Genomic DNA, 20,805 nt, shown 5'->3' with positions numbered 1-20,805 from the left:
GGGGACCCTGTTGCGGCGCGCTTATCGGTAGGGGGCATCGGCGGCAAGGTTCGCGGCAATGGCCTGCTCCCACTTGTCGCCGTTGGCGAGCAATTTTGCCTTGTCGTAAAGCAGCTCCTCGCGCGTTTCCGTCGCGAATTCGAGGTTCGGCCCTTCAACGATTGCATCGACGGGACATGCCTCCTGGCAAAGTCCGCAATAGATGCACTTCACCATATCGATGTCGTAGCGCGTCGTTCGGCGGCTGCCGTCTTCGCGCGGCTCTGCTTCGATGGTGATTGCAAGCGCGGGGCAGATCGCCTCGCACAGCTTGCACGCGATGCAGCGCTCCTCGCCATTGGGATAACGACGCAGCGCATGCTCGCCGCGGAATCTCGGGGAGGTCGGCGCCTTCTCGTAGGGATAATTGATCGTCGCCTTGGGCTTGAAGAAATACTTCAGCGTCAGCGCGTGACCGCGCATCATGTCCCAGAGGATGAACGATTTGAGCCAATGAATCATGCACCCGCCCCATAGCGCGTAAGCATCAGCCATCCAGAGACGAGCACGACAAAAACCAGGCTAAGCGGCAAAAAAATCTTCCAGCCAAGGCGCATCAGCTGGTCGTAGCGGTAGCGGGGCACCGTCGCCTTCACCCAGCCGAAGCAGAAAAAGAAAAAGCCCATCTTGAGGAACAGCCAGAACAAGCCGGTCAGCTCGGGCGTGAAGAGAAATCCGTAGAGCGGCTTCCAATCTACGGGCGGCAGCCATCCTCCCCAGAAAAGGATGGCATTAAGTGCACACATCAGGATGACATTGGCATATTCGCCCAGCCAGAAGAGGGCGAAGCTCATCGAGGAATATTCGGTCTGGTGACCGGCGACGAGCTCGCTCTCAGCTTCGACCAGATCGAAGGGGGTCCGGAACGTCTCGGCCATCGAGCTGATGAAGAACACCACCCACATCGGGAACAGCAGAAGGTTGAATCCGAACGCGTTGACGATGCCCAGACCGTGCCCCTTCTGCTCGAGCACGATGGCGCTGAGGTTGAATGTACCGGCATAGAGCACGACGCATATGAGTACGAAGCCGATCGAGACCTCATAACTGACCATCTGAGCCGCCGCGCGAAGTGCCGAGAAGAACGGGTATTTCGAATTGGATGCCCAGCCTGCGACGATGACGCCGTAGACGCCGAGCGAACTCGCGGCGAGAATATAGAGCAGCCCCACATTGACGTTTGCGAGCACGACGCCGGGCGCGAACGGCACGACCGCCCACACGATGAGCGCGACCGTGAACGTGACAATCGGCGCGATCAGGAACAGCCCCTTGTTCGCGCTGGTCGGGATGATGGTTTCCTTGAGAAAGACCTTCAGCCCGTCGGCAAAGCTTTGAAGCAGTCCCCATGGGCCAACGACGTTGGGACCTCGGCGAAGGGCGACTGCAGCCCAGATCTTGCGCTCGGCATAGATGATCATCGCCACCGCCAGCATAAGCGGCAAGGCGATGACCAGAATGCCGATGATCGTGGCCAGGAACCACGACCAGTCGTAGGAAAAGCCCCAGCGAACGAAGGTTGCGGTCACTCCGCGGCCTCCTGGAACTGAACGCCCCGGATCAGCTCCTCCGAGCAGCGCTGCATCGTCGGGCTATTGCGGCAGATCGCATTGGTGAGGAAGAAATCACCGATCGGGTACCGGATCTCCGCTTCGGCCTTGGCCGCAAGCTTGGGAGGCGCCCACGGGAGGTCGATCAGGCCCTCGCGGCCAAGCTGCGGATATTCGCTGATCATTTGCGCGCGCAGCTGGTCGTAGCTGTCGAACGGCAGTTTCTTTCCGGCGACTTCACTGACGGCACGGAGAATCGACCAGTCCTCGCGTGCCTCGCCCGGCGGAAACACCGCCCGCTCGCTCCACTGCACGCGCCCTTCGGTGTTGACGTAGGTTCCGTGTTTCTCTGCATAAGCGGCGCCCGGAAGGATGAGGTCGGCCTGCTTGGCGCCCTTGTCGCCGTGATGGCCGATATAGACCTTGTAGGCGCCCTTCAGCCGGTCGGACGGCATTTCGTCCGCGCCGAGGAGCAGAACGAGCTCGGGCTTGGCGGCTTCGAGGTCCGCAAGGCCACCTGCCTGAGCGTAGCCCAGAATCAGTGAAGCCATTCGCGAGGCAGAGATGTGAAGGACGTTGAAACCGTTCCAGCCATCTTTGACAAGACCAAGCGGCTCGACGAGCGCAAGTGCCGCACCGAGGCCCCCGGCGGCGAGCGCGCCGGGCCCGACGATCACCGCCGGACGCTCTGCAGCGGCGAATGCGTCCTTCACTGCCTTGGGAAGCTTGCCAAGGAGCTTGAGATCCTCGCCAAGCCACTCGACCTTCATGTCGAGGTCCGTCTTCGGGCCGATCGCAAAAATCTTCCCGCCCTTGCGCACGATCTTGCGGATGCGGGTCGCGATCAGCGGCGCTTCCCACCGGATGTTCGAACCGGCGAGCAGGACTGCATCGGCACTCTCGATCCCTGCGATCGTCGAATTGAAGGCGACCGCCGAGAGGCTGGTGCAGTCATAGGCAAGACCGGTCTGGCGCCCTTCGAGCAGGTTTGATCCCTGCCCTTCTAGCAGCTTTCGAGCCGCATACATGGTCTCAGCATCGAGAAGGTCGCCGGCAACGGCCGCAACCCTCGCCCCGGCCTTCGTCAGGCGGTCCGCCAGGATCCGGAGTGCGTCGCTCCAGTTCGCCTCCCGAAGCTTGCCCTTTTCCCGGATCCAGGGGCGGTCGAGCCGGTTGCGAACCAGCGCGTCCACATGGTGGCGCGTCTTGTCGCTGATCCACTCCTCGTTCACGTCCTCGTTGATCCGCGGGAGGATGCGCATCACCTGTCGTTGGCGGACATCCATGCGGATGTTCGAGCCGACTGCATCCATGACATCGATGCCATTGACCCGTCGAAGCTCCCAGGGACGGCTCTCGAAGATCTGCGGCCTCTGGAGGAGCGCACCCACCGGACAGACGTCCGCAAGATTTCCCGAAAGCTCACCACTGACAGCCCGCTCGAGATAGGAAGTGATCTGGCTGTCTTCGCCCCGGTAAAGCATTCCGATCTCGTCGACCCCGGCGACTTCCGAGGAGAATCGAACGCAGCGCGTGCACTGGATGCAGCGGGTCATCGCTGTCTTGATGACCGGGCCCATATATTTGTCGTCGATCGCCCGCTTGTTCTCCTCGAAACGGGAGAAACCGCGACCGTAGGCCATCGCCTGATCCTGGAGGTCGCACTCGCCGCCCTGGTCGCAGATAGGGCAATCGAGCGGGTGATTGATGAGCAGGAACTCCATCACCCCTTCACGCGCCTTCTTCACCATCGGCGTGTCGGTGCGAATGGCCTGGCCTTCGGCGGCCGGAAGGGCGCAGCTCGCCTGAGGCTTGGGCGGCCCCGGCGCCACTTCGACTAGGCACATGCGGCAATTGCCGGCGATCGAAAGCCGCTCGTGGTAGCAGAAGCGCGGGATTTCCTTGCCCGCAAGCTCGCATGCCTGCAGCACGGTCGCTCCCTGCGGGACCTCCAGCTCAACGCCGTCGACAGTGACCTTGGGCATTTAGTGAGGCGTTCCTGCAAGCGACAAGGAGGGATTGTTGAGACGCTGATAGAGGGCGTCCGCCAGTGCGGCGCGAAGCGCCTGGCGACCCGCGTCAAGCCGCGTTCCGGCGGACAGGCATCTGGTGAGGCTCGCGGACATGGTCCCGAAGGTCACCGCCTCGTCGCTGCTTCCCGGATCGGTCTTGATTAGTGCCGCGATGGCAGCGGGGTCGGTATCGGCCATGCATGCACCCATTTCGTCGACCGCCGGGTTGCGCCCGGTCGTGACGAACCAGCTGCGAAGATAGCGCTTTTGCTGGAGCGGAAGGGGCTGGAGATGGCCAACCGCCTCCGAGCGAGCAAGGAGCGCTTGCTCGGCGAGCCGTCCACGAAGGAGATCCTGCGAAAATGCAACGTCCTGCGGACGAAACTCGCCGTTCGGGTAAACGCGCATGAAGCAGCGGTTGTCGTCGGCAAGGGCGTGGTAGCTTAGGCTCGCCGAAGCAGCCGAAGTTGCCCCGAGGAGCTGGCGAACCTGCGCGGGACGGCTCTCGGCAAGGCAGGACACAAACCGATGCAGATTGTCAGGGGCGGCCGAGGCAGGCGCAGCCAAGGACGCTGCTGCTGCAACTGCAGCCGCGAGAGATGCATGTCGAACGATCACCGCAGTCTCCATCAGCTTTGGGCCATTTCGAGGCGCGCCTCGGCGGCGCGATCGCGGAGCATAACCCCGCGTATTGACCCGGACGGGCTTTGATAAGGCTGCCTCCAGTACAGCGAGGAAGTGCGAGATGTCCGGCCGTCTCATTCGGCCGCCTCCAACAATTGCCGGCCCGCGCGCTCGGCGATCCGACGTTCGAGCTCGGGGCGAAAGTGGCGCACAAGTCCCTGGATCGGCCAGGCGGCGGCATCGCCCAGCGCGCAGATGGTGTGGCCTTCGACCTGCTTCGTCACGTCGATTAGCTTGTCGATATCGCCGACTTCGGCATCGCCTTCACGCAGCCGCTCCATCATGCGCCACATCCACCCCGCCCCCTCGCGGCACGGAGTGCACTGGCCGCAGCTTTCGTGCTTGTAGAAATAGCTGATCCGGCTGATCGCCCGAACGATGTCGGTCGACTTGTCCATCACGATGACGGCCGCGGTCCCCAGTCCACTGCCGAGCGCCTTCAGTCCATCGAAGTCCATCGGCGCGTCGAGAATCTCGCTCGCAGGTACCAGGGGGACCGAAGAACCGCCGGGAATGACGGCCAACAAATTGCTGAAATCATCAGCGTTCTTTCCGCCTCGGATCCCGCCGCCATGGCGGCTGATCAACTCGCGGAAGCTGATCCCCATCGATTCCTCGACCACGCAGGGCGTGTTGACGTGGCCGGACAGCTGGAAGAGCTTGGTGCCCTCATTTTTCGGATTTCCGATGCTCGCGAACCATTCCGCACCGCGGCGAAGGATGGTCGGAACGACGGCGATGCTCTCGACATTGTTAACTGTCGTCGGACAGCCATAAAGTCCCGCACCCGCCGGAAACGGAGGCTTGAGACGGGGCTTTCCCTGCTTGCCCTCGAGGCTTTCGAGCATCGCGGTTTCTTCGCCGCAAATGTATGCGCCGGCGCCGCGATGGACGAACAGATCGAAGTCATAGCCCGAACCCGCAGCGTTCCTGCCAAGGAGACCGGCTTCATACGCTTCGGCAACAGCACGCTCCAGGACCCGGGTTTCCTGAATGAATTCCCCCCGGATATAGATGTACGCTGCCCGCGCCCGCATCGCGAAAGCCGCAACTAGCGCGCCTTCGATCAGCTTGTGCGGGTCGTGGCGGATGATTTCCCGGTCCTTGCAGCTCCCCGGTTCGGACTCGTCGGCATTGATCACCAGGAAATTGGGTTTCCCGGGCTTGGGCTCCTTGGGCATGAAGCCCCACTTCATGCCGGTCGGAAACCCCGCCCCGCCGCGGCCGCGGAGCCCCGACGCCTTGATGACGTCGATGATGGCATCCTCGCCAACCGACATAAGGTTCTTGGTATCATCCCAGTCGCCGCGCTGCTTGGCAGCCTTCAGCCACGGCTCCTGGAAGCCGTAGACATTCGTGAAAATGCGGTCCTTGTCGGCGAGCGGCCCGGTATAGCCCATCAGAAAGCCCCCGCCTGGTGGGCAACGAAGATGCACACGAGCACGATCACTGCGAGCACTCCAAACTTGATCATTCCGCTCACGAGCTTGAAGGCGAGAAAGGCCAGCACGACAGCAGCGAGGATGGCGAGGATGACCGTCATTTCAGCCGCTTCGCTCCAAGCTTGTTCTGCGCCAGCATCACGATCCCGACGCACAACGCGAGGATGATTGCGATCTTGAGGATCTTGAGCACGATCCCGATCAAAAGGATGCCGAGGATCACGGCGACGATCACGCCGATCACTGCGCCCCCTCCTTCGCCGGACCCGCCATTGCAGTCCATTGCGAGCGATAGTCGTAATTGCGCTCGGCCATCTTCTTGAGCGTCGTGGGTCCGCCCATCGGGCAGCTTGTCTGCCGGTCGACCTGGGGGCCTGCCTTGGGAGCCTTTCCGGAGGCCAGCGCATCGAGGATCGCGCCCATGCTGTCTGCGGTCAGGTCCTCGTAATTGTCGTCGTTGATTTGAACCATCGGCGCGTTTGCGCAGGCACCCAGGCACTCGACTTCGGTCAGCGTGAAAATGCCGTCCTTCGTCGTATGCCCCTTCTCGAGCCCGCGCGAACGGCAGGCCTTGAACAGGTCGTCCGAGCCGCGAAGCATGCAGGGCGTGGTCCCGCACACCTGGACGTGGAAGCGGCCCACCGGCTGCAGGTTGAACATGGTGTAGAAAGTCGCGACCTCAAGAACGCGGATGTAGCTGGTGTCGAGTTCCCGGGCGATGAATTCCATTACCGGGATTGGGAGCCACCCTTGCGTGTCTGTCTCGGCCCCGACCTGCCGCTGGGCGAGATCTAGAAGCGGGATTACTGCCGATACCTGGCGTCCTTCCGGATAGCGGGCGATGATCTCCCTCGCCTTGCGAGCATTCTCGGCGGTCCACTGGAAGCTCTCCCAGCGGGCACGCTCCTGTGCATCGTCGACAAAGGAACCCTGCCCAGCCATCAGCGATCCACCTCCCCGAAGACTGGGTCGATGGCCGAAAGTACAGCGGTCGTGTCGGCGAGCATGTGCCCCTTCATCATCATGTCCATCGCCTGGAGATGACTCATCATCGTCGGGCGGATCTTGCAGCGGTACGGCCGGTTGGTCCCGTCTGCGATCAGGTAAACGCCGAATTCCCCCTTGGGACTTTCGGTCGCAACATACACTTCGCCGGCGGGGACGTGATATCCCTCCGTGTACAGCTTGAAGTGGTGGATCAGCGCCTCCATCGAGCTCTTCATCTCCGAGCGCGACGGCGGAAAAACCTTCCTGTCCGCCGAACCGACTGGGCCCTTGGGCATCTGCGCGAGGCACTGGCGCATGATCTTCGCAGACTGGCGCACTTCCTCGACGCGCACCATGAAACGGTCATAGCAGTCGCTGTTCGTACCCACCGGGATCTCGAAATCCATGCGGTCATAGACTTCGTACGGCTGGGCACGCCGGATATCCCAAGGGATCCCTGCTGCCCGGATCATCGGCCCCGAGAAGCCCCAGGCGATGGCGTCGTCCTTGTGAACGATGCCGATGTCGACATTTCGCTGCTTGAAGATGCGGTTGTCGGCAACGAGCGCAATCGAATCCTCGAAGAGCTGGAACCGGTTGTCGAGCCAGTCCTGCAAGTCGACCAGGAATTTTTCCGGCAAGTCGTAACGAACGCCGCCCGCGCGGAAGTAGTTGGCATGCATCCGCGCGCCCGACGCCCGCTCGTAGAATTGAAGCGTGTCCTCACGCATTTCGAACAGCCACAGGTTGGGGGTCATTGCCCCCACGTCCATGATGTGGCTGCCAAGATTAAGCAGATGGTTGGAGATCCTCGTCAGCTCCGCCATCAGGGTCCGGATGAATTGGGCACGAAGCGGAATCTCGAGCCCCATCAGCTTCTCGATAGCGAGCACGAAGCTGTGCTCCATGCACATCGGGGAGCAATAATCGAGACGGTCGAAGTACGGCAGCGCCTGCGCGTATGTCTTGTACTCGATTAGCTTCTCGGTGCCGCGATGCAGAAGACCGATGTGCGGGTCGACACGCTCGACGATCTCGCCGTCGAGCTCCATGATGAGACGAAGAACGCCGTGCGCAGCGGGATGCTGCGGTCCAAAGTTGATCGTGTAATTGCTGATCTTCTCGTCGCCCGGGTCGCGTACGTGACCAAGATCGTCGCGAAGTTCGATGCCCTCGCCCGACGCGCCGAGGTTGACTTCCACGATCCGGCTGGCCGGCTGGGTCCGGGTGTCGGTCATGACGCGCCTCCGGTCTTGCGCCGTCCCGCACCTCTTGGCTTGGGATCGGGGCCACCGTTTCGCTTGCTGACCTCGTCCTTCGCCTTCTTGGCGCGCGGCTTGCGGGCCTGCAGGGTCGCGGCCTTGTCGGCGGGTTTGCCGGCGCCAGTATCCGAAGGGCCGTCCGTGGTCTTCTTGACGTCTGCCGCTGTCTTCGCGCTCTGGGTCGATGTACCGCCGGGAGCCGGCACCGGCGAGGGCGCCCCCGGCGCTTCGCCGGTTGCCTTCTCGTCGCCCGGAAGACGATATTCCGGGCCCTCCCACGGCATCAGAAAGTCAAAGGTACGGAAGTCCTGCGGCAGCGCCACCGGTTCGTATACAACGCGCTTTTCAGCTTCCGAGTAACGAAGTTCGACATGCCCCGTCAGCGGGAAGTCCTTGCGCTGGGGATATCCCTCAAAGCCGTAGTCGGTGAGTATCCGGCGAAGGTCCGCGTTGCCGCTGAAGGCGACGCCGTACATGTCAAAGACCTCGCGCTCGAGCCATCCGGCGACCGGCCAGAGCCCGGTGACGCTCGGCACCGGCGTCTCCTCATCCGCCGATACCTTCACCCGGATGCGCCGGTTTTTGGTGAGCGACAGCAGGTGGTAGACGACCTCGAACCGTTCGGCGCGCTCGGGATAATCGACGCCGGCGATTTCCATCAGCTGCTGATACTCAAGACCCGGCGTGTCGCGCAGGAGCCGGCAGACTTCGACGATGGAATCTCGGGTCACGACGAGCGTGACTTCGCCGACAAGTTCGCGCGCCTCGACGAGCGCCTTCCCTAGGACCTTCTTGGCCGCCTCGACGACGCCGTCGTCGGGCGCCATCCTGGGCACGTGAGGAGCAAGTTTTACGGCCATCAGCGCTCAATCGTCCCTTCGCGGCGAATCTTCCGCTGCAGCTGCAGGATTCCGTAGAGCAGCGCCTCGGCCGTCGGCGGACAGCCGGGCACGTAGATGTCGACGGGAACGATCCGGTCGCAACCACGCACTACCGAATAGCTATAGTGGTAATAGCCGCCGCCATTGGCGCAGCTTCCCATCGAGATCACGTAGCGCGGTTCGCTCATCTGATCGTACACGCGCCTCAGCGCCGGAGCCATCTTGTTGCAAAGGGTCCCGGCGACGATCATCACGTCCGACTGACGCGGGGACGCGCGCGGCGCTGCGCCAAATCTTTCAAGGTCATAGCGCGGCATGTTCACATGAATCATCTCGACCGCGCAGCAGGCGAGACCGAAGGTCATCCACCACAGCGAGCCCGTCCGGGCCCAGGTGAACAGGTCCTCGGCGGTCGTGACCATGAAGCCCTTCTCATTGAGCGACTGCTGGACCTCGAGAAGCTTCTTCTGATCGACTTCGCCCGGAACCAGGCCCGAAATTCGCGCCAGCTCCTCTTCGGTGGGCATCCGGTCTTCAGGACCGCGGAGCATCACTCCCATTCGAGCGCTCCCTTCTTCCAGGCGTAGGCAAGGCCAAGACCAAGCTCGATCAGGAAAATCACCATCGCAGTCCAGCCGGTCCACCTGGTGAAGTCGAGGCTGACTGCCCAGGGAAACAGGAACGCCGCTTCAAGGTCGAAGACGATGAAAAGGATCGCGACAAGGTAGAAGCGAACGTCAAACTCGGCGCGTGCGTCGTCGAATGCGGGAAAACCGCATTCATATTCACTAAGCTTCGCCGGGTCCGGCTTGTGGGCACCGGTGAAACGGGCGACGATCATCGGGAGCACGACGAACGCCGTGGACAAACCCAATGCGACGATCAGGAACAAGAGGATCGGCAGGTAGCCTGCGGCAACGCTTGCCAAGGGGACACTCCAGGAACGAAAACTTGGCGGCTCTCTAGGACAGGGAACGTAGGCTCGCAACCACTTGACGGCCTATCTCAGCGCCCCGGCGATGAGCTTGTGCAGCCGCGAATGGATTTCACTGTTCGCAGCGACATATTCGCCGCGCTTGAACATCTGGTCCGAGCCGCGATAGTCGCTGACGAAGCCGCCTGCCTCGCGAACCAGAAGCACGCCTGCCGCCGTATCCCAAAGATCAAGATCGTCTTCCCAGAATCCATCCATCCGGCCGGCGGCCACCCAGGCAAGGTCGAGTGCCGCGGATCCAAAGCGGCGAATGCCGGCGACATGGGGCGCAACCGCCGAATAGATCTTTGCCCACTGGGGAATGTCACCGCGTCCCAGAAACGGAATGCCGGTCCCAATCAGCGTTTCTGAAAGGTCGCGCCGTGCAGACACGCGGAGGCGCGCGTCCTGCAGCCATGCACCCCTGCCTTTCTCAGCCCAGAAACTCTCGTCAGTGAGGGGCTGGTAGACAAGGCCCTGGGTGATTTCGCTTCCGCCGCTGGCCTTGCGTTCTTCAACAGCGATGGAGATGGAGAAATGGGGCACGCCGTGAAGGAAGTTGGTGGTTCCGTCGAGCGGATCGACCACCCATCGCGGCTTGTCGGGATTACCGGGAATTTCGCCGCCTTCCTCGAGTAGCATGCCCCAGTCAGGGCGCGCATTGCGCAACTCCTCGACGATGGTCTGCTCTGCCTGCTTGTCCGCCAGGGAGACGAAATCGCCGGGTCCCTTCCGGCTGACCTGCAGTTGCTCGACTTCGCCGAAGTCACGGCGAAGGCGCGGCGCAGCCTTGCGGGCGGCGCGCTGCATGACGGTGATCAATCCTGAATGGGCAACCAATGGTGATCTGCCTAGTCGGCCCGGCGAACATATTCGCGATTGTAAACGTCGACGACGATGCGTGTTCCGCTTGTAATGTGCGGTGGGACCATGACCCGGACGCCATTGTCGAGCACCGCAGGCTTGTAGCTGGATGACGCCGTCTGCCCCTTCACCACTGCATCGGCCTCGACGATCGTCGCTTCGACCTGCTCGGGGAGCTGAACGCTGATCGGCCGCTCGTTGTAGAGCTCCATGACCACGTCCATCCCGTCCTGAAGGAATTCGGCTGCGTCGCCGAGAAGATCCTCGGGTAACGACACCTGCTCGTAGCTATCCTTGTCCATGAACACGAGCATGTCGCCGTCATGATAGAGATACTGATAGTCCTTGGTGTCGAGGCGAACCCGCTCTACCGTCTCGGCGGATCGGAAACGGACGTTCGTCTTGCGGCCGTCGACGAGATTCTTCATCTCGACCTGCATGTAGGCGCCGCCTTTGCCAGGCTGGGTGTGCTGGATCTTCACGGCGCGCCAGATGCCGCCCTCGTATTCGATGATGTTGCCGGGACGGATGTCCACGCCGCTGATCTTCATGGATCGCCTTGCCTGTTGAACTGGATGGAAAGAGCCGCACCACCGGACCCTTGGCCGGCAGATGATCCGCGCCTCTAGCCGTTGCCCTTTTTGCCGGCAAGAAGGGGGTATGGATTGATCGGCATACCGTTCCACCAGCGCTCGTTCGGTCCCATCGTGTTGATTGCGAAGTGAAGGTGCGGACCCGCCGCGCTCGCATCGCCGGTGTGCCCCACCCGCGCGATCACCTGGCCGCGCTTTACCTGCTGGCCTTCGTGCAATCCCGGTGCGTAGCTGGACAGGTGGGCATAATAGAATTCCCACTTCTGGTCGGGCGAGCGCTCGTAGATGGTCATTCCTCCGCGCACGCTATTGAACAGTTTCTCGATGGTCCCGTCGGCAGCCGCTATCACCGGTGTCCCTTCAGCAGCCATGATGTCGATCGCATCATGACGGCGCCCTGCTGCGCGGGCAGCGTCAAACGTATCGGTGAGCTGGTCGGCCCTTACCCCCACGACCGGCAGGGCCAGGCCTGAGGGCGCGACACTCACCTGCTCTGCAACGACGACCGGCGGCGCATTTTGTGGCTTGATGGTCACGACCGGGCCGCTTCGCGCCACCTGCGGCGCGGGCTGCGGCACGACCCCGTAGAACCAGATCCAGAAAATGCTCGTCACGATAGCTGTAAGAAGTGCCGTGCCGATGACTCTGAGCATGGGTTCGCAACTCTCCGCCAATACCGCTGTTGAGTTGCAACGATGGAAGTATCAACTGTTTCCAAAATTCACGTCGGCTGTTCGGGCTGGGTCTACAAGCACTGGCGCGGGCTGTTATATCCCGAAGGACTGCCTCAAAAGCGCTGGTTCGAGCGTTATGCAGAGGATTTCGACACGGTCGAAATCAACGCGAGTTTCTACCGCCTGCCCCTCGCGTCGACGTTCGAAGCGTGGAGAGACAAGGCCCCTCTGGGCTTCCGGTACGCAGTGAAGGTCAATCGTTTTATCACACACATGAAGAAGCTTCTCGACTGCAGGGCCGAGGTGGATCGCTTCATCGCGCTTGCACGGCCGCTGGGAGAAAAGCTCGGCCCTCTTCTCTACCAGCTGCCTCCTAGTCTTCATAAGAACAGCGAGCGCCTTGAAACCTTCGTCTCCCAACTGCCCAGGGACCTCGAGCAGGTGGTCGAGTTCCGGCACAAGAGCTGGTACGATCCCGAGGTCGTCTCCGTGCTCGACAGGCACGGAATCGGCTTCGTCGCGCACGACCTCATGGGCGTGATTTCGCCTCGCTGGGCAAGCGGGAGGACGGCCTATGTTCGCTTTCACGGGGCGGCCGGGAAATATTGGGGTCGTTACTCCGAGCAAGCACTTCTGGAATGGGCGGACTGGTGCCTTGGCCAGGAGCGGCAGGGACGAAGTGTGTGGTGCTATTTCAACAATGACATCCACGGTCACGCCATCGAGGATGCCCGGACCTTGAAGTCGATGGTCGGGCAGATGCGGCGCTGATTGGCAATTCGGGCAATATCAAGCAGATTGGGGGGCGATGGCAGACCTCGAGCCGCCGCCCTATTACGAGGGGCCCACCCCTTTTGCGCAGCAGCGGTCGGATCTGCGTGCCGGGATCGGCCGACGAATTGCGGACAATCTCGATGCAACGCCGAGGCTCTGGAAGCTCTGCTCCAGTGCCAAACAGCCCATACAGCTCTATGTTTGCGATCAGTTTCTGACCGGCGATGCCTGCAGGGGAATGTGCACGAAGATCGACGAGGGTAGTTACCCTTCCCCCCTCTACGACAAGGAAAAGCACGAAGGCGTCCGCACGAGCTACAGCTGCAACCTCAACGTTCACGATCCGCTAGTCGCGGGCGTAGAGATGCGGATTTCAAGCTTCCTCGGCATGGACGGCGCGAACGGCGAACCGCTTCAGGGCCAGCGGTACCAGGAAGGGCAGCGCTTCCGCGAACACGCCGACTTCTTCTACATCGATCAGCCCTATTGGGCTGAATATGAACCTCACGGCGGCCAGCGCACCTGGACCGCAATGATCTATCTCAATGAGCCTGGCGCGGGCGGCGCGACACGCTTCAAGCTGCTCGATTTCGAGGTCGAGCCGAAACTCGGCCGCATCCTCATCTGGAACAACATGGCGCTCGACGGCAGTCCCAATCCCTGGACGCTCCACGAAGGCATGCCGGTCGAAAGCGGAACCAAGTACATCGTCACCAAATGGTACCGCGAACGGCATTTCATTTAGGCGAGAAACTCTCCAAAGGCCCGAACCGCATCAGCAGGGTCTTCCTTTCCCCAAACCGCTTGGCAGACGGCAAGGAAGTCGGCGCCGGCTTTGACGAGCGGCAGCGCATTGTCGGGAGTGATCCCGCCGATGGCGACGCAGGGAATTTCAAACAGGGTCGACCACCAGGAAAGGATCGAGGGCTCCGGCCGATATTTAGACGGCTTGGTCGAGGTGGGATAAAAGGCGCCGAAAGCGACATAGTCTGCGCCCGCTTCACCGGCCTCCATGGCGAGGTGGCGACTGTCGTGACACGTCTTGCCGATCTGTGCCGAGGGTCCAAGGAGCGCGCGGGCTTCCGCGATGTCGCCGTCGCCCTGGCCAAGATGCACCCCGTCAGCCCCAAGCCGCTTTGCAAGCGCCATGCTGTCGTTGACGATGAACGCTACTCCAGCGTCCGCACAGACGCGCTGCAACGGTTCGGCGAGCCGGGCCAGTTCATGATCTCCGACGCCTTTCACCCGCAGCTGGAAGGCTGCTGCACTACCCGGCTCCAGCGCAGCCTTGAGACGGTCGGGGAACATGCCGTCCACCTGCTGGGGGCTGATGAGATAGAGCTTCGCGGCCTCGGTGCGCGGCGCCGGCGGAAACTCTATCGGATCAAACTCGGCCGGGTCCAAGGTCAGGCCGGCATTTCTGACACGGACGCTTCATAGATTTCGTCGATGGCGCTGCCGAGCGTGCTGTTGAACTCCTCGTCGCTCTGCTGGTGACGCAGATCCGAAAGAAGGGCCCGGCTGAAGCTTGCAATCATGCCCGGGTTCTTGCTCAGCTCCCGGCAGGCTTCCTCGCGGCTGAAGCCGCCTGAGAGCGCGACCACACGAAGCACCTTCGGATGCGTGACGAGCGGCTGGAACAGGCCGGCCTGTGCCGGGATCGAGAGCTTCAGCATGACCCGCTCAGCGTCTGCAATCGCATCGAGATTTTGAAGAATTTCCTCGAGCAGGATGGAGTCGGCAGCCTGCCGCTCCGGGCTCTTGATGTTCACCTCGGGCTCGATGATCGGGACGAGGCCCTCTCCCAGAACCTGACGCGCGACGTCGAACTGCTGTCTCACGGCCGCAGCGATACCCTTGCGATTTGCAAGATTGATCACCGAGCGCTCTTTGGTCCCGAAGATGCCGAGCGATTTTGCGCGCCTCAGCAATGAGTCGAGCTCGGGCATGGGCTTCATCAGCTGGACCCCGTCCGCTTCCGCCTCGAGACCCTTGTCGATCTTGATGAACGGCACGACGCCCTGGTCGATGAGGGCCTGGGGCGTCGGCTTGCCCGCCACCTTCCCGTCCATGGTCCGCTCGAAGAGGATCGCGCCGATCACCTTGCCGCTTCCGAAGCATGGCGACGTGATGATCCGCGAGCGCATCTGGTGGATGAGCTCGAACATCTCCTCGTCGCTTCCCCAGGCGCCTTCATCGATACCATAACCCTTGAGCGCCTTGGGCGTGGATCCGCCCGACTGGTCCAGCGCGGCGATAAAGCCGTCACCAAGTTCGATCTTCGCGATCATCTCAGACTGGTTCATATTCGTGCCCCTGCTGTTCGAGGGCGACCACGCCCGGCAGCGGGCGCCCTTCCATCCATTCAAGAAATGCCCCGCCCGCGGTCGAGACGAAGCTGAAATCCCGTGCAACGCCGGCATGGTTCAAGGCAGCGACGGTGTCGCCGCCACCTGCAACCGAAGTCAACGAGCCTTCTTTCGTCAAGGCCGCCGCAGTTTTCGCAAGTGCGACCGTGGCGGCGTCGAAGGGCGGCGTTTCGAAGGCGCCGACCGGCCCGTTCCAAACGAGGGTACGGCAGGTCTTGAGCACGTCGGCGAGCGCCTCGACCGCGGCGGGGCCGATGTCGAGGATCATTTCATCAGGTGCGACCTCGTGCACGTTGCAGGTTCTTATGCTCGCCGGGTTCGCCGCAAACTCCTTCGCCACGACGACATCGTAGGGAAGATGAATGGTGCAGCCGGACGCCTCCGCCCGATCGAAAATGGCATTCGCCTCTCCCGTCAGCTCATGCTCGCATAGCGACCTGCCGACATCGATCCCGCGGGCTGCAAGGAATGTATTGGCCATACCGCCGCCGATGATGAGGTGGTCGACCTTGTCGACCAGGTGACCAAGTACGGCGAGCTTGGTCGAGACCTTGGCTCCTCCGACCACTGCTGCAACCGGCCGTTCTGGATTGCCAAGAGCGCGCTCAAGCGCATTGAGCTCGGCCTCCATTGCGCGCCCGGCAAAGCTTGGAAGATAGTGAGTGATACCCTCCGTCGAAGCGTGCGCGCGGTGCGCCGCTGAGAAGGCATCGTCGACATAATAGTCGCCAAGAGCCGCCATTGCCCTGGCAAGGTCGGGGTCGTTCTTTTCCTCGCCTTGGTGGAAACGGGTATTTTCAAGCACGCCGATGTTGCCCTCAAGCATCGTCGCAATGGCCCGCTGCGCCTCGGGTCCCTGGCAATCCTCGACGAATCGTACCGATCGGCCGGTAAGCCTGTGCACCGGAAGGACGAGCTGCGCGGTAGACATATCGGGTCGTTTCTCACCCTTGGGGCGCCCGAAATGCGATAGCAGCAGAACCACCGCCCCCCGGTCGCTCAGCTCAAGAATGGTCGGCAACATGGCTCGCAGCCTGGTGTCGTCGGTGACTTTCGCCCCGTCCATGGGTACGTTGAGATCAACGCGGACCAGGACCTTCTTGCCGGCAAGGTCCGAGGGGAGGTCATCAAGCGTCTTGAACCTACGCACTCGCTTTAGACCCCGCTATTCCTGCTGAGCATTCCAAGGTTGGTGCAGATCCTGCGACGAAGGTCAAAAGGCCGGTCTTGCAAGGTTTACCGGGCACGAACGTCGCTTCCTTCAACCAAGCTTCGCCATTGCGCAGCCGGTATCGACCATCCGATTGGAGAAGCCCCATTCATTGTCGTACCAACTAACGACACGCACCAGCTTGCCCTCGAGGACTGCCGTCTCGAGGCTGTCGATCGTTGAGCTTGCGGGCGTGTGCATGAGATCGATCGAGACGACCGGTTCATCGGTGTAGTCGAGAATCCCCTTGAGGCGATCGGTTCGCGACGCGTCCTTCAGAATCTGATTGACCTCGTCACGCGTCGTGTCGCGCTTGGGTGTGAACGTGAGGTCGACGAGGCTGACGTCAGGGACGGGAACGCGAATGGCCGACCCGTCGAGCTTGCCCTTGAGTTCTGGCAGCACTTCGCCCACCGCCCGGGCCGCACCCGTGGTCGTCGGGATCATCGACATCGCGGCGGCCCGCGCGCGGCGCAGATCCTTATGGATCTGGTCGAGGATCTTCTGGTCGTTGGTGTAGGCGTGTACGGTCGTCATCAACCCCCGTTCGATGCCCAGGGCGTCGTTCAGGACCTTGGCGACCGGCGCAAGGCAGTTGGTCGTGCAGGATGCATTCGAGACGATGGTGTGTTCGGGTTTCAGCTTGTCGTCGTTGACGCCATAAACGACAGTGAGGTCGACGCCTTTGGCGGGCGCCGAAATGAGCACGCGCTTTGCTCCTGCGTCGATATGCTTTTGCGCGCTTTCACGGTCCGTGAAGAAGCCGGTGCACTCAAGCACGAGTTCAACGCCCTGCTCCCGGTGCGGCAATCTTGCAGGATCCTTCTCGGCTGTGACGTGGATGCGCTTGCCGTTGACGACGATATCATTGCCCTCGGCAGCCACCTCGCCCGGAAACTTCCCGTGCACGCTATCATGCTTGAACAGCCAGGCGTTGGCCTTGGCGTCCGCAAGGTCGTTCACGCTCACGAGGTCGAGGCCGCAGTCGGGACGCTCGAGGATGGCCCGCGCGACGAGCCGGCCGATCCGCCCAAATCCGTTGATGGCGACTTTGGTCATTGAATTCCTCGCTGTTTCATGAAGTCCGTGATGCGGGTGGCGATCTTCTCGGGAGTAAGACCGAAATAATCGTATGCATCGCTTGCCGGCGCCGAGACACCGAACCGATCAATTCCGATCTTCAACCCATGCAGGCCAACATAGCGTTCCCAGCCGAAGGTCGTGCCGGCCTCGATCGAAACCCGGAGCACCTCTCGATTGCTGACATCCGGAAGGATATCGTCGCGATAATCCCAGGGCTGCGCGTCGAAGCGTTCGGTGCAGGGCATGGAGACCATGTCGGTGCCGATGCCCTGCGCTTCAAGGCGCTCTGCGGCAGCGATACCGATCTCGACCTCGGAACCGGTCGCAAGAATGATCACCTTGCGGGCATTCTTGGCGGCCTTCAGGCGATAGGCGCCGCGCGCACTGAGGTTCTCGGGCGCAGCTCCGGTTCGAAGAGGGGAAAGGTTTTGCCGCGTCAGCGCGAGGATGCTCGGCTTCTCGCTCGTCAGCGCGAGCGCCCAGCATTCGGCTGTCTCCACGGCGTCGGCGGGCCGATAGACGTCGATCTGCGGCATCGCCCGGAGGCTTTGCAGATGTTCGATCGGCTGGTGCGTTGGCCCATCCTCGCCAAGCCCGATGGAATCGTGGGTCATCACGTAAATGACGCGTGCTTCCTGCAGCGCCGAAAGCCGAATCGCCGGCCGCGCATAGTCGGTGAACACGAGGAACGTGCCGCCGTACGGGATAACCCCGCCGTGGAGCGCCATGCCGTTCATCGCCGCAGCCATGCCGAACTCACGAATGCCGTAGTAGATGTACCGCCCGCCATAATTCTCTGGCGTCAGCGGCTCCAGATTCTTCGTTTTCGTGTTGTTCGACCCCGTCAGATCGGCCGAACCGCCGATCGTTGCCGGAATGGCGGCATTGATCGCCTCGAGCGCCATTTCGGAGGCCTTGCGCGTGGCAACGGGTTTCAGGTCCGTAAGCAGCTTGTCGAGATAGGGCCGGAGCCACGCATCGCTGACCTTGCCGTTGTACCTCGCGAGGAACTCGTCCTTGCGGGGGCTCGCGTCGAGCCGCTCCTTCCACAAGGCATGGTCAACCCCTCCCCGTTTACCCGCGGCACGCCAGGCGGTGAGCACGTCGTCCGGAACACTGAAGGCCTCGTCAACAAGGCCGAGTTCCCTGCGGGCGGCCTCAACCTCGTCCTTGCCGAGGGCAGCACCGTGAGTCGCTGCGGTACCTTGTTTGTGGGGTGCGCCAAAGCCGATGATGGTCTTGCACCGGATGAGGCTCGGCCGCGGGTCCGCGAGCGCCTTTTCGATCGCGCGGCTGACGTCATTGGCGTCGAGGCCGTCGCATTCGCAGGTATGCCATCTTGCAGCGCGGTGCCTTTCGAGGACGTCCTCGTTGCGCGACAGTTCGGTCGAGCCGTCGATGGTGATGCTGTTGTCGTCCCAAAGGACGATGAGCCGGCCAAGCTTCAGATGTCCGGCAAGGCCGATCGCCTCGTGATTGATCCCTTCCATGAGGTCGCCGTCACCGGCGATCACGAAAGTGCGATGGTCGACGAGGTCGTCCCCGAAGCAGGCATTGAGGTGGCGCTCGGCAATTGCCATGCCAACGGCCATTGCAACGCCCTGACCCAGAGGCCCGGTCGTCACCTCTATGCCCGGAAGCTCGAAGTTCTCCGGGTGCCCTGCAGTCGGGCTTCCAAGCTGCCGGAAGTGTTTGATGTCCTCGAGCGTCGGCCGCGAATAGCCCGTGAGATAGAGCAGCGAATAGATGAGCATCGAGCCGTGGCCCGCCGAAAGGATGAACCGGTCCCGGTCCGGCCAGCGGGGATCGGCGGCGTCAAACTTAAGGTGGCGCGTGAAGAGTGCGGTTGCAGCGTCCGCCATTCCCATCGGCATCCCCGGATGGCCGCTGTTGGCAGCCTCCACTGCATCCATTGCAAGAGCGCGAATAGCATTGGCTAGGCGGCGGTCGGTCGGCTGCATGATCCCCGTCGATGCTGCAAGGCCCTTGCCGGATGGCCGGGCCGATGCGGGCCCTTAGGAAGCTGAGCCGTGAAGCGTCAATGCTTGCCCGACTTTCCTAACTTGCGTAGCGGAGAGTGGATGGACGAAAGCGCGCTCTCTTCAGCACTCGAACGGTCCGATCGTGCGCTTCAGCGGATCGAGCGCGCGCTTGCGGGCCGGCAGTCGTCCGCGAACCGCGACGAGCAATTGCGTGCAAGAGTGCGCGAGGTCGTCGAGGAACTCGACGAACTGATCCGAGAGGCGGCAGCCTGATGGCCCGAATGGTTGACCTGACGATCGCCGGGCGCACCTACCAGGTGGCCTGCCGAGAGGGCGAAGAAGACAATCTGCGCGCCGCCGCTCGCCTCGTCGACGGCAAGAGCCGGGAGGCTGTTGCGGGCCTCGGCACACTGAGTGAAGCCCGGCAATTCCTCTTTGCCTCTCTCCTGCTTGCCGATCAGCTGATCGAAAACAACCCCGGGACGGTGGCTCCCGAGCCTCCGGCGCCGCCGCCGGCGCTGGACCCCAAGCTCGTCTTGCAGGCGGAATCGCTCGCGGACCGACTCGAATCACTTGCGATCGTGCTTGAGAACGAAACCGCGAACTCCTAGATCAGCCGGGACGGGCACTACCCGGTGCGCGCCTTCGGAAAATCCCTGAGGCGATAGAACATCCTAGGGAGCTGTCCCTGCCCCGGTCACGAGGTTTTCCTCTGGGTCGGGAGCATACGGTGCCCACCTGACGTTTTGGCGTCAGAGGATTTTAGGGCAAACGGCCATGGTGGTCCCGTCACCTCCTTTTTCGCCTGGTCCGCGGCCTGAGATGGAACCGTTGGGCAAGGAAGCACTTCGCCGGGCAGCGCTCGAGGCGCGCAAGGCATTCGTGCGCACCCTTTCCGATGCGGATCGGGCGCTGCTCGAGCATCGCCTCGCCGAACATCTAACCTCACTGTTTGCAGGAGTTGCAGTGGTCGGTGGCTATTGCCCGCTGGGATCAGAGATCAGCCCGCTGCCAGCGACCGAGGAGGCCCGCGCAGTCGGCGCGATCGTCGCCTATCCATGCTTCGGAAATCCCGCCAAGCCATTCCGCTTTCTCGCGGGCGACCCGCTGGAGCCCGGCCCCTTCGGGATCATGCAGCCAGCCCGGCGCCATCCGGTGGTTCAGCCTGACCTCGTTCTCGTTCCACTGATCGCGATTGACGGGCATGGCACCCGCGTCGGGCGCGGCAAAGGCCATTATGACCGGGCTCTTACCGGCCTCAAGAAGAATGGCGCGCGCCTGATCGGGGTCGGCTGGTCCATGCAGAGGCTCAGCGAAGAGATTCCCGCAGACGAATGGGACGTCCCGCTGGACGCGTTCGTGTCCCCCGACGGCCTTGAATTGTTCAAGCATCCAAGGTGAGTGCTGCTGTGGCAAAAGCCGCAGT

The 20,805-nt window shown here is 62.2% G+C and carries 25 protein-coding genes; 5 read left to right on the top strand and 20 right to left on the bottom strand.

Annotation, left to right across the window (positions count from 1 at the left end; genetic code table 11):
• Positions 1-21 precede the first annotated feature (21 nt).
• The 15 genes from nuoI to V8192_RS07025 form a co-directional block, all read right to left on the bottom strand.
• Positions 22-501: an NADH-quinone oxidoreductase subunit NuoI gene (nuoI, locus tag V8192_RS07095; RefSeq protein ID WP_341632383.1), complete on the bottom strand. Its 480-nt coding sequence runs from the start codon at positions 499-501 to the stop codon at positions 22-24.
• On the bottom strand, positions 498-1,568 hold the full coding sequence (nuoH, locus tag V8192_RS07090; protein WP_341632382.1) for an NADH-quinone oxidoreductase subunit NuoH: 1,071 nt from the start codon (positions 1,566-1,568) through the stop codon (positions 498-500). Before nuoH ends, nuoI begins: the two co-directional genes overlap by 4 nt.
• Positions 1,565-3,574: an NADH-quinone oxidoreductase subunit NuoG gene (nuoG, locus tag V8192_RS07085; RefSeq protein WP_341632381.1), complete on the bottom strand. Its 2,010-nt coding sequence runs from the start codon at positions 3,572-3,574 to the stop codon at positions 1,565-1,567. Before nuoG ends, nuoH begins: the two co-directional genes overlap by 4 nt.
• Positions 3,575-4,363 (bottom strand): hypothetical protein, encoded by a 789-nt coding sequence (locus V8192_RS07080; RefSeq protein WP_341632380.1) that lies wholly within the window; start codon positions 4,361-4,363, stop codon positions 3,575-3,577.
• Positions 4,360-5,685 carry an NADH-quinone oxidoreductase subunit NuoF gene (gene nuoF / locus V8192_RS07075; RefSeq protein ID WP_341632379.1) on the bottom strand — a complete coding sequence of 442 codons (1,326 nt, stop codon included), beginning with the start codon at positions 5,683-5,685 and terminating at the stop codon, positions 4,360-4,362. The genes V8192_RS07080 and nuoF overlap by 4 nt, the downstream gene beginning before the upstream one ends.
• Positions 5,685-5,828: a hypothetical protein gene (locus V8192_RS07070; RefSeq protein ID WP_341632378.1), complete on the bottom strand. Its 144-nt coding sequence runs from the start codon at positions 5,826-5,828 to the stop codon at positions 5,685-5,687. The genes nuoF and V8192_RS07070 overlap by 1 nt, the downstream gene beginning before the upstream one ends.
• Entirely contained in the window at positions 5,825-5,971 is a 147-nt protein-coding gene (locus tag V8192_RS07065) for a hypothetical protein (protein ID WP_341632377.1), read from the bottom strand. Before V8192_RS07065 ends, V8192_RS07070 begins: the two co-directional genes overlap by 4 nt.
• Positions 5,968-6,669, bottom strand: a complete 702-nt coding sequence (locus tag V8192_RS07060) for a complex I 24 kDa subunit family protein (RefSeq protein ID WP_341632376.1) — start codon at positions 6,667-6,669, stop codon at positions 5,968-5,970. The genes V8192_RS07065 and V8192_RS07060 overlap by 4 nt, the downstream gene beginning before the upstream one ends.
• Positions 6,669-7,952 (bottom strand): NADH-quinone oxidoreductase subunit D, encoded by a 1,284-nt coding sequence (locus tag V8192_RS07055; protein WP_341632375.1) that lies wholly within the window; start codon positions 7,950-7,952, stop codon positions 6,669-6,671. The genes V8192_RS07060 and V8192_RS07055 overlap by 1 nt, the downstream gene beginning before the upstream one ends.
• Complete coding sequence (locus V8192_RS07050; protein ID WP_341632374.1) at positions 7,949-8,836, bottom strand: NADH-quinone oxidoreductase subunit C; 888 nt, start codon at positions 8,834-8,836, stop codon at positions 7,949-7,951. The genes V8192_RS07055 and V8192_RS07050 overlap by 4 nt, the downstream gene beginning before the upstream one ends.
• On the bottom strand, positions 8,836-9,384 hold the full coding sequence (locus V8192_RS07045; protein WP_373276347.1) for a NuoB/complex I 20 kDa subunit family protein: 549 nt from the start codon (positions 9,382-9,384) through the stop codon (positions 8,836-8,838). The genes V8192_RS07050 and V8192_RS07045 overlap by 1 nt, the downstream gene beginning before the upstream one ends.
• Before the next feature lie 23 nt (positions 9,385-9,407).
• Complete coding sequence (ndhC, locus tag V8192_RS07040; RefSeq protein ID WP_341632373.1) at positions 9,408-9,785, bottom strand: NADH-quinone oxidoreductase subunit A; 378 nt, start codon at positions 9,783-9,785, stop codon at positions 9,408-9,410.
• A gap of 72 nt (positions 9,786-9,857) precedes the next feature.
• Positions 9,858-10,670, bottom strand: a complete 813-nt coding sequence (locus V8192_RS07035) for an inositol monophosphatase family protein (protein WP_341632372.1) — start codon at positions 10,668-10,670, stop codon at positions 9,858-9,860.
• Between the two features lie 11 nt (positions 10,671-10,681).
• Positions 10,682-11,245 carry an elongation factor P gene (gene efp / locus V8192_RS07030; protein ID WP_341632371.1) on the bottom strand — a complete coding sequence of 188 codons (564 nt, stop codon included), beginning with the start codon at positions 11,243-11,245 and terminating at the stop codon, positions 10,682-10,684.
• Positions 11,246-11,319: 74 nt separating this feature from the next.
• On the bottom strand, positions 11,320-11,940 hold the full coding sequence (locus V8192_RS07025) for a M23 family metallopeptidase (protein WP_341632370.1): 621 nt from the start codon (positions 11,938-11,940) through the stop codon (positions 11,320-11,322).
• Between the two features lie 42 nt (positions 11,941-11,982).
• Between V8192_RS07025 and V8192_RS07020 the strand changes: the two genes are divergently transcribed.
• The gene (locus V8192_RS07020) at positions 11,983-12,732 is read left to right on the top strand and encodes a DUF72 domain-containing protein (protein ID WP_341632369.1); all 750 of its coding nucleotides are present in this window, start codon (positions 11,983-11,985) and stop codon (positions 12,730-12,732) included.
• A gap of 37 nt (positions 12,733-12,769) precedes the next feature.
• Positions 12,770-13,480 carry a prolyl hydroxylase family protein gene (locus tag V8192_RS07015; protein WP_341632368.1) on the top strand — a complete coding sequence of 237 codons (711 nt, stop codon included), beginning with the start codon at positions 12,770-12,772 and terminating at the stop codon, positions 13,478-13,480.
• Here the strand turns inward: V8192_RS07015 and thiE are convergent.
• The 5 genes from thiE to tkt all read right to left on the bottom strand — a co-directional run bounded on the left by thiE (position 13,477) and on the right by tkt (position 19,358).
• Positions 13,477-14,139, bottom strand: a complete 663-nt coding sequence (thiE, locus tag V8192_RS07010) for a thiamine phosphate synthase (protein WP_341632367.1) — start codon at positions 14,137-14,139, stop codon at positions 13,477-13,479. The two genes, V8192_RS07015 and thiE, sit on opposite strands and share 4 nt — an antisense overlap.
• Before the next feature lie 2 nt (positions 14,140-14,141).
• Entirely contained in the window at positions 14,142-15,041 is a 900-nt protein-coding gene (locus tag V8192_RS07005) for a fructose bisphosphate aldolase (protein ID WP_341632366.1), read from the bottom strand.
• A complete protein-coding gene (locus V8192_RS07000) occupies positions 15,028-16,254 on the bottom strand; it encodes a phosphoglycerate kinase (protein ID WP_341632365.1) in 1,227 nt (408 codons plus the stop codon). Before V8192_RS07000 ends, V8192_RS07005 begins: the two co-directional genes overlap by 14 nt.
• Positions 16,255-16,365: 111 nt before the next feature.
• A complete protein-coding gene (gap, locus tag V8192_RS06995; RefSeq protein WP_341632364.1) occupies positions 16,366-17,373 on the bottom strand; it encodes a type I glyceraldehyde-3-phosphate dehydrogenase in 1,008 nt (335 codons plus the stop codon).
• The gene (gene tkt, locus V8192_RS06990; protein ID WP_341632363.1) at positions 17,370-19,358 is read right to left on the bottom strand and encodes a transketolase; all 1,989 of its coding nucleotides are present in this window, start codon (positions 19,356-19,358) and stop codon (positions 17,370-17,372) included. Before tkt ends, gap begins: the two co-directional genes overlap by 4 nt.
• A gap of 120 nt (positions 19,359-19,478) precedes the next feature.
• On the opposite strand from tkt, the gene V8192_RS06985 reads away from it, so the two are divergent.
• From V8192_RS06985 to V8192_RS06975, 3 genes are all read left to right on the top strand, one after another.
• Positions 19,479-19,652: a hypothetical protein gene (locus V8192_RS06985; RefSeq protein ID WP_341632362.1), complete on the top strand. Its 174-nt coding sequence runs from the start codon at positions 19,479-19,481 to the stop codon at positions 19,650-19,652.
• Entirely contained in the window at positions 19,652-19,990 is a 339-nt protein-coding gene (locus V8192_RS06980) for a cell division protein ZapA (protein WP_341632361.1), read from the top strand. Before V8192_RS06985 ends, V8192_RS06980 begins: the two co-directional genes overlap by 1 nt.
• Before the next feature lie 211 nt (positions 19,991-20,201).
• On the top strand, positions 20,202-20,780 hold the full coding sequence (locus tag V8192_RS06975) for a 5-formyltetrahydrofolate cyclo-ligase (protein ID WP_341632360.1): 579 nt from the start codon (positions 20,202-20,204) through the stop codon (positions 20,778-20,780).
• Positions 20,781-20,805 lie beyond the last annotated feature (25 nt).

This window comes from Sphingomonas agri, assembly GCF_038148795.1.
In the GTDB taxonomy this organism is placed as follows: Bacteria; Pseudomonadota; Alphaproteobacteria; order Sphingomonadales; family Sphingomonadaceae; genus Sphingomicrobium; species Sphingomicrobium agri.
The sequence above is the reverse complement of the archived record's forward strand: the minus strand, read 5'-3'. Positions and strand labels throughout refer to the sequence as shown.

Excerpts from the sequence above, each read along its gene's own strand:
- nuoI (WP_341632383.1), bottom strand. The coding sequence starts at position 501 with ATGATTCATTGGCTCAAATCGTTCATCCTCTGGGACATGATGCGCGGT.
- nuoG (WP_341632381.1), bottom strand. The coding sequence starts at position 3,574 with ATGCCCAAGGTCACTGTCGACGGCGTTGAGCTGGAGGTCCCGCAGGGA.
- V8192_RS07080 (WP_341632380.1), bottom strand. The coding sequence starts at position 4,363 with ATGAGACGGCCGGACATCTCGCACTTCCTCGCTGTACTGGAGGCAGCC.
- nuoF (WP_341632379.1), bottom strand. The coding sequence starts at position 5,685 with ATGGGCTATACCGGGCCGCTCGCCGACAAGGACCGCATTTTCACGAAT.
- V8192_RS07070 (WP_341632378.1), bottom strand. The coding sequence starts at position 5,828 with ATGACGGTCATCCTCGCCATCCTCGCTGCTGTCGTGCTGGCCTTTCTC.
- V8192_RS07060 (WP_341632376.1), bottom strand. The coding sequence starts at position 6,669 with ATGGCTGGGCAGGGTTCCTTTGTCGACGATGCACAGGAGCGTGCCCGC.
- V8192_RS07055 (WP_341632375.1), bottom strand. The coding sequence starts at position 7,952 with ATGACCGACACCCGGACCCAGCCGGCCAGCCGGATCGTGGAAGTCAAC.
- V8192_RS07050 (WP_341632374.1), bottom strand. The coding sequence starts at position 8,836 with ATGGCCGTAAAACTTGCTCCTCACGTGCCCAGGATGGCGCCCGACGAC.
- V8192_RS07045 (WP_373276347.1), bottom strand. The coding sequence starts at position 9,384 with ATGCCCACCGAAGAGGAGCTGGCGCGAATTTCGGGCCTGGTTCCGGGC.
- efp (WP_341632371.1), bottom strand. The coding sequence starts at position 11,245 with ATGAAGATCAGCGGCGTGGACATCCGTCCCGGCAACATCATCGAATAC.
- V8192_RS07025 (WP_341632370.1), bottom strand. The coding sequence starts at position 11,940 with ATGCTCAGAGTCATCGGCACGGCACTTCTTACAGCTATCGTGACGAGC.
- V8192_RS07020 (WP_341632369.1), top strand. The coding sequence starts at position 11,983 with ATGGAAGTATCAACTGTTTCCAAAATTCACGTCGGCTGTTCGGGCTGG.
- V8192_RS07015 (WP_341632368.1), top strand. The coding sequence starts at position 12,770 with ATGGCAGACCTCGAGCCGCCGCCCTATTACGAGGGGCCCACCCCTTTT.
- V8192_RS07005 (WP_341632366.1), bottom strand. The coding sequence starts at position 15,041 with ATGAACCAGTCTGAGATGATCGCGAAGATCGAACTTGGTGACGGCTTT.
- gap (WP_341632364.1), bottom strand. The coding sequence starts at position 17,373 with ATGACCAAAGTCGCCATCAACGGATTTGGGCGGATCGGCCGGCTCGTC.
- tkt (WP_341632363.1), bottom strand. The coding sequence starts at position 19,358 with ATGCAGCCGACCGACCGCCGCCTAGCCAATGCTATTCGCGCTCTTGCA.
- V8192_RS06985 (WP_341632362.1), top strand. The coding sequence starts at position 19,479 with ATGGACGAAAGCGCGCTCTCTTCAGCACTCGAACGGTCCGATCGTGCG.
- V8192_RS06980 (WP_341632361.1), top strand. The coding sequence starts at position 19,652 with ATGGCCCGAATGGTTGACCTGACGATCGCCGGGCGCACCTACCAGGTG.
- V8192_RS06975 (WP_341632360.1), top strand. The coding sequence starts at position 20,202 with ATGGAACCGTTGGGCAAGGAAGCACTTCGCCGGGCAGCGCTCGAGGCG.